13 protein-coding genes are annotated in these 12,073 nt (G+C 63.6%); 9 read left to right on the top strand and 4 right to left on the bottom strand.

All coding sequences use genetic code 11. The features are described from left to right. Positions 1–14 precede the first annotated feature (14 nt). The 9 genes from fliJ to fliR all read left to right on the top strand — a co-directional run bounded on the left by fliJ (position 15) and on the right by fliR (position 6,282). Positions 15–470, top strand: coding sequence for a flagellar export protein FliJ (fliJ, locus tag J2W36_RS22715; RefSeq protein ID WP_307692044.1), 456 nt, complete (start codon positions 15–17; stop codon positions 468–470). Positions 471–483: 13 nt separating this feature from the next. Beyond that, the gene (locus J2W36_RS22710) at positions 484–1,935 is read left to right on the top strand and encodes a flagellar hook-length control protein FliK (protein WP_307692043.1); all 1,452 of its coding nucleotides are present in this window, start codon (positions 484–486) and stop codon (positions 1,933–1,935) included. Between the two features lie 109 nt (positions 1,936–2,044). After that, positions 2,045–2,524 (top strand): flagellar basal body-associated FliL family protein, encoded by a 480-nt coding sequence (locus J2W36_RS22705; RefSeq protein ID WP_307692042.1) that lies wholly within the window; start codon positions 2,045–2,047, stop codon positions 2,522–2,524. 21 nt (positions 2,525–2,545) lie between these two features. Next, on the top strand, positions 2,546–3,544 hold the full coding sequence (fliM, locus tag J2W36_RS22700; RefSeq protein ID WP_307692041.1) for a flagellar motor switch protein FliM: 999 nt from the start codon (positions 2,546–2,548) through the stop codon (positions 3,542–3,544). Further along, a complete protein-coding gene (fliN, locus tag J2W36_RS22695; protein WP_307692040.1) occupies positions 3,541–3,984 on the top strand; it encodes a flagellar motor switch protein FliN in 444 nt (147 codons plus the stop codon). The genes fliM and fliN overlap by 4 nt, the downstream gene beginning before the upstream one ends. Further along, a complete protein-coding gene (fliO, locus tag J2W36_RS22690; protein ID WP_307692039.1) occupies positions 3,981–4,448 on the top strand; it encodes a flagellar biosynthetic protein FliO in 468 nt (155 codons plus the stop codon). The genes fliN and fliO overlap by 4 nt, the downstream gene beginning before the upstream one ends. A 59-nt stretch (positions 4,449–4,507) precedes the next feature. Further along, entirely contained in the window at positions 4,508–5,206 is a 699-nt protein-coding gene (gene fliP, locus J2W36_RS22685; protein WP_307692106.1) for a flagellar type III secretion system pore protein FliP, read from the top strand. Positions 5,207–5,221: 15 nt separating this feature from the next. Beyond that, complete coding sequence (fliQ, locus tag J2W36_RS22680) at positions 5,222–5,491, top strand: flagellar biosynthesis protein FliQ (protein ID WP_307692038.1); 270 nt, start codon at positions 5,222–5,224, stop codon at positions 5,489–5,491. Beyond that, complete coding sequence (fliR, locus tag J2W36_RS22675) at positions 5,491–6,282, top strand: flagellar biosynthetic protein FliR (RefSeq protein WP_307692037.1); 792 nt, start codon at positions 5,491–5,493, stop codon at positions 6,280–6,282. Before fliQ ends, fliR begins: the two co-directional genes overlap by 1 nt. Positions 6,283–6,304: 22 nt before the next feature. Here the strand turns inward: fliR and flgL are convergent, their stop codons facing one another. The 4 genes from flgL to J2W36_RS22655 all read right to left on the bottom strand — a co-directional run bounded on the left by flgL (position 6,305) and on the right by J2W36_RS22655 (position 11,968). Next, entirely contained in the window at positions 6,305–7,519 is a 1,215-nt protein-coding gene (flgL, locus tag J2W36_RS22670; RefSeq protein ID WP_307692036.1) for a flagellar hook-associated protein FlgL, read from the bottom strand. Between the two features lie 37 nt (positions 7,520–7,556). Continuing rightward, positions 7,557–9,527, bottom strand: coding sequence for a flagellar hook-associated protein FlgK (gene flgK / locus J2W36_RS22665; RefSeq protein WP_307692105.1), 1,971 nt, complete (start codon positions 9,525–9,527; stop codon positions 7,557–7,559). Positions 9,528–9,660: 133 nt separating this feature from the next. Continuing rightward, the gene (locus tag J2W36_RS22660; RefSeq protein WP_307692035.1) at positions 9,661–10,371 is read right to left on the bottom strand and encodes an MCP four helix bundle domain-containing protein; all 711 of its coding nucleotides are present in this window, start codon (positions 10,369–10,371) and stop codon (positions 9,661–9,663) included. Positions 10,372–10,387: 16 nt separating this feature from the next. After that, the gene (locus tag J2W36_RS22655; protein WP_307692104.1) at positions 10,388–11,968 is read right to left on the bottom strand and encodes a methyl-accepting chemotaxis protein; all 1,581 of its coding nucleotides are present in this window, start codon (positions 11,966–11,968) and stop codon (positions 10,388–10,390) included. Positions 11,969–12,073: the final 105 nt, after the last annotated feature.

The raw sequence follows: 12,073 nt of genomic DNA, 5'->3' as shown, positions 1-12,073 counted from the left end.
CCCTGGAGCCTCTCATGTCACGCAAGCTTCCGCTCGACACCCTGATCAGTCTGGCCACCACGCGCACCGATGATGCGGCGCGAAGGCTGGGCGTGCTGCAGACCGCGCATACCAGCACCCATCAGCGCCTGACGATGCTGCTGGAATACAGGCAGGGCTACTATGACCAGTTGCAGCTGCTCATGGACAGTGGCATGCCCTCCGCGCAGTGGAGCAACTACCAGCGCTTCCTGCAGACGCTCGACCGCGCCATCGAGCAGCAGCGCGCCATCGCCAACCACTCGACCAGCCAGCTCGACGGCGGCCGCGTCGACTGGCAGCAGCAGCGCCGGAAACTGAATTCATTCGACACGCTCGCCGAACGCGCCGCAACACAACTGCGTCTCGCGCAAGGCAAGCAGGAGCAGCGCGAAAGCGACGAACGCTCCGGTCGCGCTTTCGCACAGCGCGGTTCGCGGTCATTCGGCTGAACGGGGACCTACCATGACCACTGCACTCACGCTCTCTTCTCCTGTCGCCCCGCAGCCCCATGCCGCCGCGACCGACGCCAGACCCACCCGCGCCGCATCGACCACGACCGGCGCGGGCGGAAAAAGTCAAGGGTCCCCCCAGGACATCGACAGAACCGGCGCAGCAGAAGGCGCCGATGTGGCGACGTCTGCCTGGCACGGCAACCGGACAGGCACCCAAGGCAGCTTCGGTGCGGCGCTGGAGCAATCGCGTGCCAGAACGGCCACACGCCTGGAAGCAACGGACAGCAGCAAGACGCCGGCCACCGGTACGCCCGCTGCCACATCCAAGGCCCACGCTGACGAAGACATGCCGACCGATGACCTGCTGCTGACCGCATGGATGGGCCCATCGCTCGAGGCGGCCAGGCTGGCAAGCAGCCTGGCACCGCCGGCCTCCGGCACGCAGGCATCAGCGACCATCGCTGCAGCCTCGGCTGCCGATGCAGCGGCGCGCCGCTCGGCGCTCGAACGGGACGGCACGTCGGCCGCAGCGGTGACCTCCGAAACCGCGACCGCGGCGACCGATACGGCCGTGACCCAAACCCTTGCCGCACTTGCCGCACTCGATAGCCAAGCAGACCAGCAGCTTCGCAACGCCGCTGGCGGTGGCCCTGACAAGGGGGTCGCCCCGGCCAGGTTGGAGGGAAAGGACGCGGCCTTGCTGCAGCACACGCCCGCCGCGGGCGATACGCCGCGGCCCGCCCTTGCCGCACGTCAGCTCAAGGGCGAGCCCTCTGCTGCGCAGGCCACCGACGATGCGCAGACCGCTTCAACCCCGGTGGCCACTGCAAGCATCGCCACAACCCCACTGCCAGTGTCTGCCGTTACCGCGCGCGCCTCCAAGGGCGAGAGCGCTGGCGACATGGACGCAGATGCAGCCACGGCGCCGCCAGTGGCCCCCGGCGGCGCCGCATCCACAGCGCAGGCCAGCAACGCGGGCGCCGGCATGGAGACCGTGGTGCGCGCGGCCATTGCGGCGCCCGTGGGCAGCGACGCCTGGGCTCCAGCGCTGGGCCAGCACATGATCCGTATCGCCGCCAAGGGCGACCACGTCGCAGAACTCGATCTCAACCCTATCGGTCTCGGCCCGTTGAAAGTGCGCCTGTCCGTGACCGACAACCAGGCACAGGCGATGTTCATGTCCGGCCACGAAAGTGTGCGCCAAGCGGTGGAGGCGGCCATGCCGCAGCTGCGAACCACACTCGCCTCGCAGGGCATCAGCCTGGGCCAGACCTCGGTGGGCGCCGATCCGGGACAGGCCTTCTTCGCCGGCACGGGCAGTGGCGAGCAGCGCAATCCGACGCCGCCTTCGCGCACGTCGGCGCTGGATTCGACCAACGCCACGACGCAAGCGCCCCTCATCGAAGCGCCTCCCGTCATGCAAGTCCTTCGCAACGGGGCCGGCTTTACCACGTTCGCTTGAATGAAGCTGCGCCGCATGGGCAGATCTGCAGGACTTTCACCCCTCTCATCGGCACTTGTTCGGCGTCAGCCTCCGTAAGAATCAACGTTATTCGATACCGACATACGCCATGGCTACCACCAAACCTCCTGCAGATAATCCAAGCCCTCCACGCAGCAAGAAGCTGCTCGTGATCGTGGTGGCCGTCGTCCTCGCGCTGGGAGGTGCAGCGGGCGCCTACTTCTACTTCGGACGCGCAGCAGGCCCGGCCAAGCATGCCGAGCCCGTGGTGGAAAAGCCGATCTTCGTGCCAATGGAACCGATCACGGTCAACGTGCAATCCGAAGGACGTGCGCGCTTCCTGCATGTCGGGCTGACCCTCAAGGTCTATTCGGAGCCGACCAAGGCCAAGCTGGTCGAGCAGATGCCCGAACTGCGAAGCCGCGTGCTGCTGCTGCTGTCCAACCGCGCCGCCGATACGTTGATCACCGCGGAAGACCGCACCAAGCTCGCCGACGAGATCCTGAAGGAACTCAACAAGGCGTCCGACGCCAACGAAGCCGCGATCAAGGTCGCCGGCGTCTCGTTCAACTCGTTCGTGGTGCAATGAGCGCGCAGAGTCAGGCTACCCATGTCCTATGATCAGGTTCTCTCGCAGGACGAGGTCGATGCGCTGCTGCAAGGCGTCACGGGCGGTGAGGTCGACCAGACTTCCAAGCCCAACACGGCCACCAGTGGACTGCCGGTCTACGACCTCGGCGCACCCGACCGTGTGGTGCGCGGGCGGATGCACACGCTGGAGGTCATCAACGAGCGCTTTGCACGCAACATGCGTGGTTCGCTGCTGAGCTTCATGCGCCGCAGCGCCGACATTTCGGTGGGCCCGATCAACATCCAGCAGTATGGCGAGTTCGTACGGCACCTGCCGGTGCCCACCAACATCAACATGCTGCACATGAAGCCGCTGCGCGGCACGGCCCTGTTCGTGTTCGACCCGAAGCTCGTCTTCCTGGTGGTCGACAACCTGTTTGGAAGCGATGGCCGCTACCACGTGCGCGTGGAAGGCCGCGACTTCACCCGCACCGAGCAACGCATCATCCGCCGCATGCTCGACCTCGCGCTGACGTGCTATGCCGAAGCATGGCGTCCGGTGTTCCCGATCGAATTCGACTACATCCGCGCCGAGATGCACGGCAAGCTGGCCAACATCGTCGCGCCCAACGAGGTGGTGATCAACACCACGCTGCAGATCGAGTTCGGTCCCGTGGGCGGTTTCCTGCACGTGTGCATCCCCTATTCGATGGTGGAGCCGATCCGCGACCTGCTCTCCAAACCGATGCAGGACGAGGTCGAAGTCGACAAGCGCTGGGTGCAACAGATGTCGCGGCAAATGCAAAGTGCCGACGTGCAGCTCACGGCCGACTTCGCCACGCTGCATTCGACGGTCGGCGAGCTGATGAAGCTGCGCGTGGGCGACGTGCTGCCCATCGAGCTTCCCGACACGGTTCTCGCGCGCGTGGACGGCGTGCCGATCATGAAGTGCGGCTACGGCGTGTCCAACGACCACTATGCATTGAGCGTCCAGCAGATGATCAACCATCAAGACGAGATTTCAGAGAAAAGATCATGACCGACTCCAATTCCACCGACGAAGGGCTCGACGATTGGGCCAGCGCACTGGCCGAACAGACGGCCGCCTCAGCGCCACCGCCTGCACCCACACCAGCACCCGCGCCAGCTCCCGCTCCAGTCGAGCAGGCCGTGTTCCAGCAACTGCCCGAAGGCCACGCCAGGAATTCGAATTCGGTGGACATCGAGCGTGTGCTCGACGTGCCGGTTCAGCTGACCACCGAGATCGGCCGTACCCGGCTGACCATCAAGAACTTGCTGCAGCTGTCGCAGGGCTCGGTCGTCGAGCTCGACGGCCTGGCCGGCCAGCCGCTGGACGTGCTCATCAACGGCTACCTGATCGCGCAGGGCGAGGTGGTGGTGGTGAACGACAAATACGGCATCCGGCTGACCGAGATCATCACGCCCTCGGAACGCATCCAGAAGCTCAGCCGCACATGAACACGATCCGACTTCGCACATTGCTTGCCGGCGCGCTGGCGAGCGCCTGCGCCATGGCCGCGCACGCCGCGCTGCCGCTGGTGCCGTCGCCCGCCCTCGAAGCCGGCACGTCCTCTGGCGGATCAAGCATGCTGCAGGCCGTCCTCGGCACACTGGTCGTGGTGGGCGCGATTTTCCTGTGCGCCTGGCTCGGGCGCCGCTTTGGCGTGCACCGCATGGGCGGTAACGGCCTGGTCAAGGTGGTGTCGACGTCGATGGTCGGCCAGCGCGAGCGCGTGGTCGTGGTTGAGGTGGCCGGCACCTGGCTGGTGCTCGGCGTGACCGCCCAGAACGTGCAGACCCTGCACACCCTGCCGGCGCAGGCGAGCCACGACGCCGCGCCCGCGCAGCCGCTGCCTTCGCTTGCGCCCTTCGCGCTGCGTCTGCGCGACAGCCTCTCCGCCCGGCTGCGCCCTACCCCATGACCCGCATTCCCAACCGCGCGCGCCTGTGGGCGCTCGGCGCAGCCGTGCTCGTCGGCCTGATGTCGACCCATGCCGCCGCACAGGGCCTGCCCGGACTCACCAGCACACCCGGCCCCGGCGGCAGCCAGAACTGGTCGCTGAGCGTGCAGACACTGGTGCTGCTGACCTCGCTTTCGCTGCTGCCGGCGCTGCTGCTGAGCATGACCGGCTTCACCCGCATCCTGATCGTGCTCGGCCTTCTTCGCACGGCCATCGGCACCCAGTCGTCTCCACCCAACCAGGTGCTGGTGGGACTCTCGCTGTTTCTCACCTTTTTCGTCATGGCACCCGTCTTCGACAAGATCTACGACGACGCCTACGTGCCGTTCTCGGCCAGCAAGATCAGCGCGGAACAAGCGCTCGAGCGTGGCGTTGCGCCACTGAAGACCTTCATGCTCAAGCAAACCCGCGAGTCGGACCTGGCGCTGTTCGCCCGCCTGGCCAAGGCACCGGACATGCAGGGCCCTGAAGACGTGCCGCTGCGCATCCTGCTGCCGGCCTATGTCATCAGCGAACTGAAGACGGCTTTCCAGATCGGCTTCACCATCTTCATTCCGTTCCTGATCATTGACCTCGTGGTGGCCAGCGTCCTGATGTCCATGGGCATGATGATGGTGCCGCCAGCCACCATCGCCCTGCCCTTCAAGCTCATGCTCTTCGTGCTGGCCGATGGCTGGCAACTGCTCATCGGCGCGCTCGCCAAGAGCTTCTATCTCTGACACGGAGCATTCGCCATGACCCCCGAATCCGTCATGTCCGTCGGCACGCAGGCCATCGAGGTCTCGCTGTTGCTCGGCGCGCCGATGCTGCTCGTCGCGCTGGTTGTCGGCCTGGTCGTCAGCATCTTCCAGGCAGCCACGCAGATCAATGAAGCCACACTGTCCTTCATCCCGAAACTGCTCGCCGTGTTCGCCGTCATGGTGCTTGCCGGCCCCTGGATGCTCGCGCAAATGGTCGACTACATGACCCGGCTGTTCTCCAGCATCCCCCAGCTGCTGGGCTGATGCAGTCGATCCTGTCGGTGTCCTCGGGCCAGCTCGAGCTCTGGACCACCACCTTCCTCTGGCCTTTCGTGCGCATGCTGGCGCTGTTCAGCACCGCACCGGTCTTCGGCGAATCCTGGGTGCCGCGCCAGGTCAAGGTCGGCTGCGCAGCGATGTTCGCGCTGTTGCTCGGCCCCACGTTGCAGATTCCTTCTGTGCCCATCGTGTCCGTCGGAGGTCTGTGGATCATTGCCCAGCAGGTGATCATCGGCGCGGCCATGGGCTGGACGATGCGTATGGTCTTTGCCGCCGTGCAGGCCGCCGGCGAGTACATCGGCCTGCAGATGGGACTGTCCTTCGCTTCCTTCTACGATCCGATGAGCAGAGGCACCACCGTGGTCGTGGCACGTCTGCTCAACATGCTGGCCATGCTCATCTTCCTGGCGCTCGACGGGCACCTTCTGTTGATCCAGGCACTGTCCGACAGCTTTCGCACACTGCCCATCGCGGATGCACCGTTGGCGGCCAACGGTTGGATGGTGCTGGCACTTGCCGGCGCGCGCATCTTCGAACATGGACTGCTGCTCGCATTGCCACTGGTCACCGCGCTCCTGATTCTGAACATGGCCATGGGCATTCTCAATCGGTCGGCGCCGCAGTTCAGCGTTTTCTCGATCGGCTTTCCGCTCACGCTGCTCTTCGGCATCGGCATGCTTGAACTGCTGGTGCCTCGGCTGTCGGCTTTTCTGGAGCCCCGCATCGCGCAAGGCATCGAGTTGCTCATGCAGTTCACGGCAGCGCTGCATTCCTGAGCGCCGCCGATTCTCTTGACCGTTACTTGACGTAGTTGAACAGTGCGATGTCCTGAAGCGCCGCAAAGGTCTTCTGCGTTGCCGTCAGCGCCGTCTTTCGCTCAACGACGTCCGACAGGGCCGACGCCAAATCCAGGTCCTGCAACTGCGACAGATAGGTCTGGTCCAGCAACTTGCGCGACGAACCGGCAGTGTCGAGGGCCTCGATTTCATTGAGTCGCGATCCCACCGACGAGCTCACCGTCGCCACATTGTCGTAGCTGTTCTTCATCTTCACGTTGGCCGTGCTCAACGCATTGAGAAGCTGCGCCTGCGCGCCCGGGCCTCCTCCCGCAATCGGCTTGCGCAGCGCGGCGACCAGATCGGAGATCGCGCCAAACATGTCGGTGCCCGCATTCTTCGCGGTCGAGACATCGATCTTGTCGCCATCGGCCGGCGTGCCCGAAACGGAGACCTGCAACCCACCGAACGCGATCGGATTGCCGTCCTGGTAGGCGCCCGTCGCCACGGTCACAGACGGTGTCGCCTTGGTGGTCACGGTGTAGTTTCCACCCGTGAAGCTGATCGAGAAGTCACTGCCATAGTTGGCCGCCGTGGCATCCACCGTACTGATCGAACTGAAGACGGCCGAACCGGTGTTGGCACTGCCGCTGGAAGCCACGTAGCCCGACCCACCCTGGACCGACTGGAATACGCTTCTGCCATCGTCCGAACTCGCCATCTGGCGCGAAGTGTCGATCTGCATAAGGCGCTGCCCCTGGTCGCCGATGTACTGATAGCTGCCGTCGGCCTGCTTGACGAAAGGCTCCGATCCGCTGCGGTGGCCGCCGAACATGTATTGGCCATTGCCATCGCCCGTATTGGCCAGCCCGACGAGCTGGTCCAGACTGCTCTGGAGCGTGGTGGCAAGGGTGGTGCGATCCGCGTCGGACAGCGTGCCGTTACCTGCCTGGACGATGGTGGACCTGACGTTCTGCAGGATGGATGTGACGCTGTCGAGCGCACTGCTCTCGTTGGACAACGCCAGCGTTGCACGGTCACGGGTGGTCTTGTACTGGTCGGACTTGGCCAGCGTCTCGCTCACGCCGAGCGCACGTGCAGCGCCGACCGGATCGTCCGAGGCGGTGATGATCCGCGTGTTGGCCGAAATCTGCTGCTGCACGCGAAATACGCGCTGCTGCTGATATGCCATTCCGGCGACGCCTTGCTGGTAGAAGGATTGGGTGCTGATACGCATGATGAACTTCCGAAAAGATGGGGACGCACGCTGGCGTTCAGGTCCTGATGCCCAGAATGGCGTTGAACATGTCCGAGGCGGCCTGGATCACCTTCGCATTGGCCTGGTACATCTGCTGGTACATCAACAGGTTGGCGGTCTCCTCGTCCTGGTTGACACCTGAGATCGATTGCTGGCTGGCTTGGATCTGGCTCTTCACGCTGGTCTGCGTGGTCTCAGCGATCTGCACTTCGAGCGAGCGACTGCCCACCTCGCTGACCAGTTGCGAATAGGCGGTGTTGAACGTGCTTGTGCCGTTACCGATGGTGTTGGTGGTCTGGAGCTTGCCCAGCAGCAGCATGTTGGTGCCGTCCGTCACGGCGCCTGCGTTGCTGGCGATGGTAAAGGTGTCGCCCGTTGCGGGCTTGCCCGTCGGCTTGATCGACACTCCGCCAAAGCTGATGGTTGCTCCCGCCGTGTAGGGAATGGCAGCGCCCGCCGCGTAGCTCGCCGAACTGCCATCGGTTGGCGTGACGGTAAAGGCGGGGAGCGCAGGCGATGCGGTGAAACTCTGGCTGGCGGCGTCGAACGTCAACTTGATGGGTGCTGTCAACGGCGAGCCAGGATAGGCCGCATCGACCAGGGCAGCGCCGATCACGCCATTGCCCTGGTTGGTCGGCGTATTGCTCGTCGCGACGGCGGCGGCCGCCGCAACTTTCGCAGGATCGTTCACCAGAACATCCAGATCGCGTGCCCCGGTACGCGTCGGCTGTACCAGGAACGAGTCGCCCGGTTTGGCCGTACCGCTGGCTTGTGCCACGGTCACGCCGTCGAAGGTCACCGGAAAGTCCGTCCCCACAAAGGAGCCCACGGCCTTCTGGTCGGAAAGTCGCGTGACTGAATAGGTCAGCGTCGGCACGCCGCTGACCATCTTCTGGCCCACTGCGACCGAATAATCACTGGTGGTCAGCGCGGAGACGTTCGAGACGCTGGCACTGAGCGTCAGGTCGCCCGAATTTCGCGCGTTGGAAAACACACCCGGTGTGGCGGTCGTCAGAAGGTCCTTGCCCAACGCGCCGCTGAGGTCGATGCCCAGCTTCTGCTGCGCGTTTACCGTGTCAGACAGCGTCATGGCCAGCCGGCCGATCGCGTTCTGCGCGGGCGTCAGGGTCTGCTCGCGAAAGGACATCAGCCCGCCGAGCGAGCCGCCGCTGATCACGCCGTCGCGCACCTCGTTGGTCTTGCCGGCAAAGTCCACCAGTGCAATGGCCTTGCGCGTGGGGTCGGCCGCCGAGTTCACCGACGAGACTTCAGACGAATGAGTGCCCAGCACCAGCGACTGACCCGATCCGATGAACACGTTGTACTGCCCATTGTCCTGCTCCAGCACCTTGACGTTCACGAGCTTGCTCAGCGAATTGACCAGCTGGTCTCGCTGATCGAGCAGGTCGTTGGGCGGCTGCCCCCCTGCTACGGCGCTGAGCTGGCCGATCTGCTTATTCAGAGTCGCGATCTGCTTCGCATAGCCATTGATCTGGGTGGCACTGCTGTCGATCTGCTGATTGATCGCTTCATTGAGGTCGCTCAGGTACTTGTCCGTGGAGCGGAACTTGTTGGACAACGTAGAGGCCGCGCTGATGAGCTGCTGGCGCGCTGCAGTGTCGGCAGGCGCGTTGGCCACGGCCTGCACGCCGGTGAAGAAGCCTTGCAGCAAGGTTGGCAGGCCCGCATTGGTGTCCATCAACATCGTATCGACCTGGCTGATCTGAGAGCCGTAGGTGCTCAACGCCTCGGTGGCCGACTGCGCCGCACTCAGTTGCGTCGTGAGGAATTTGTCGTAGCTGCGGGCCACGGTGGTCACTTGTGCGCCCGTTCCGATAAAGCCGGAAGTGGTACCTAGGGCATCGGACGTCTTGATGATCGCGGTCTGGCGGCTGTAGCCCTCCGTGTTGACGTTCGCTGTGTTGTGGGAGGTGACCAACAGTGCAGTTCTTGCGATGTTGAGGCCACTCAACCCGGTGGAAAACATGCTTCCGGACATTGCTTTTTACCTTGTTGATTTAGGGCAGTCGTTGTGATTGCTGCCTACTGTGATTTATCGGCGGCGACCAGAAGAAATGCAGGCCGCAAAGGGGCGAGAAGGCACCAACTTGCGGCTCTTTTCAAGACCTGGGAGCGCCCGACTCGCAGACTTGGGCTGCTGGGTCGACCTCGGTCGCTTCCATCCAGCGCCACAGCGCAAAGGCGAGGACATAGAACAAGGCCGCCAGGCCGATCACGCCGCCGATGAGCCAACGCGGCACGATGTACAGGCTCTCCTCGCGTGTCAACGAAGCCACATGGGCCTGCTGATGTCTGAACGCCTTCTTCACTTCGGAGAAGTAGTCGAGTTGTGCGGGCCGCAGATCGCCCAGGAAGAGGTCGCGCGCATCGTCGATACGGGCTTCACGCACCAGCCGCTCAAAGCTTCTCTGAAGCGGCTGATAACGCGCACCTGCGTCACGCACATTCGCCATCAAACGCAACCCCTGGCTGTCACGAACCGTGGCACCGAGACGCTTGAGCGCCGCATGGGTGTATTGGCGGGCTTGCCCGATGCGGGCAAGTTCCTGTTCGATGTCTGGCGAACTGCGCAAGCTGAGGACCTCGCGGGAGGCCTGGTCAATGAGCTTGATCTGTCGCACGACGTCCTCCAGCGCGACGTCGGCCGCGTCCGCCGACTGCATGACGCGCTCATCCGGCGCTGCGACCGGTCCGAATGACATGACCACGACCATCACCGTCAGCACAGTCCGCATGAGCGCGCGTGCTGCTGCAATACGCCACCAGCGTGGGTACATGCCTGCTCGCAGGGACTGGGGCGCGGTGATCATCGTGTGCCTTCACGGTTCACGCGGCTGTTGTGAGGCGCAGCGGTGAGGACTCCGAGAGCCGGAACACACGTACGACCTGCGAAAGTCCTCCCGCCTGTTCCTGCAAGGACGAAGCCGCAGCAGCAGCCTCCTCGACCAGGGCCGCATTCTGCTGCGTGACCTGGTCCATCTGCGTGATCGCCTGGTTGATCTGTTCGATTCCAGTGGTCTGTTCCTGGCTCGCGAGCGTGATCTCACCCATGATGTCCGTCACGCGTTGAACACTCTGCACGATCTCCTCCATCGTGCGGCCAGCCTCTGCCACCTGGTGACTTCCGATGGCGACCTTGGACACCGAGTCGTCGATCAGGCTCTTGATCTCCTTGGCCGCCGACGCCGAGCGCTGCGCCAGATTGCGCACCTCCGAGGCGACCACGGCAAAGCCCCTGCCCTGCTCGCCGGCGCGCGCGGCCTCCACGGCAGCGTTCAATGCCAGGATGTTGGTCTGGAATGCAATGCCGTCGATCACGCCGATGATGTCGACGATCTTGCGGGATGAGGTATTGATCGCATCCATGGTGTCCACCACCTGATTGACCACTGTTCCACCACGCACGGCCACAGCCGATGCCGATGCCGCAAGTTGATTGGCTTGATGCGCGTTCTCTGCATTTTGCTTGACGGTAGAGGTCAGTTCTTCCATCGATGCGGCCGTCTCTTCGAGCGAACTGGCCTGCTGCTCCGTGCGCGATGACAGATCCTGGTTGCCCACTGCGATCTGACTCGATGCGGTGGCGATGGTGTCCGTCCCCTCCCGCACTTGTGCGACCACCTTGACCAGCGATTCGTTCATCTCGCGCAGCGAGGCCATCAATTGACCCGTTTCATCTCGTGCCGACTCCTGAAAGTGCGTCGTCAGGTCGCCGGAAGCAACAGATTGGGCGACATCGACCGCCTCCTTGAGCGGCCGCGTGATGCTGCGCGAGATCAGCACCGCGCATGCGCCGCCCACCACGAGCATCAGCAGGGTCATGGACACACCGCGATAGAAGTTCTGTTCACCCGCGGCCTCGATGTCGTCCTTCATGTCGTCGATGGCCTTTCGCTCCAAGGTGAGCAGCGCAAGCACCTGCGCCTCGTACTTCTTCGCGGCAGGCAAGAAGACTTCGGAGAAGGCACGTTCGGCCTCTTGCACGTTCTTGCTTGCATTGGCCTTCATCACTACCTCCTTGCCTGCCTGATAGCGCGCACGCAGTTCAAGGATCGACGCATAGACAGCTTTCTCCTCGTCGGTCACCAGCATGGGCTTGACCTTATTGATGATTTCGGAGCCACGCTTGACGCTGTCGCTGATGACGTCGGCAAATGCAATCGTCAGGTTCTCATCGGTGCTTTTGGCGATCATCGCCGTGCGCGCGATGGCCGAATAGGTGAGCACGTACCAGTCCGAGATAAGGCGCTCCTTGATCAGCGGCTGCTGCATCATCACGCGCGTTGCCTCGGCACTGCTCCTCGCGTTGCCCAGCATGAAAGCCGCGGAGATCACAGCCAAAGAGAGCACGGTCAAGAAGCCGATGGCCAAACGCGGGCCTATGCGCAGTGAAGAGAGGATTTTCATTTTCGAGCCTTTGGAGGTAGGGGAGCAAGGTAGGTCGTGTGATGTCAGTGCATCACTGGCGGCGCAATAGCCGGGTTCGATGCGCAGCATGTCGGTTCACGGCAG

It is taken from the genome of Variovorax ginsengisoli (assembly GCF_030811835.1).
Taxonomy (GTDB): Bacteria; Pseudomonadota; Gammaproteobacteria; order Burkholderiales; family Burkholderiaceae_C; genus Variovorax; species Variovorax ginsengisoli_C.
This window is presented reverse-complemented; position numbering and strand designations above follow the sequence as displayed.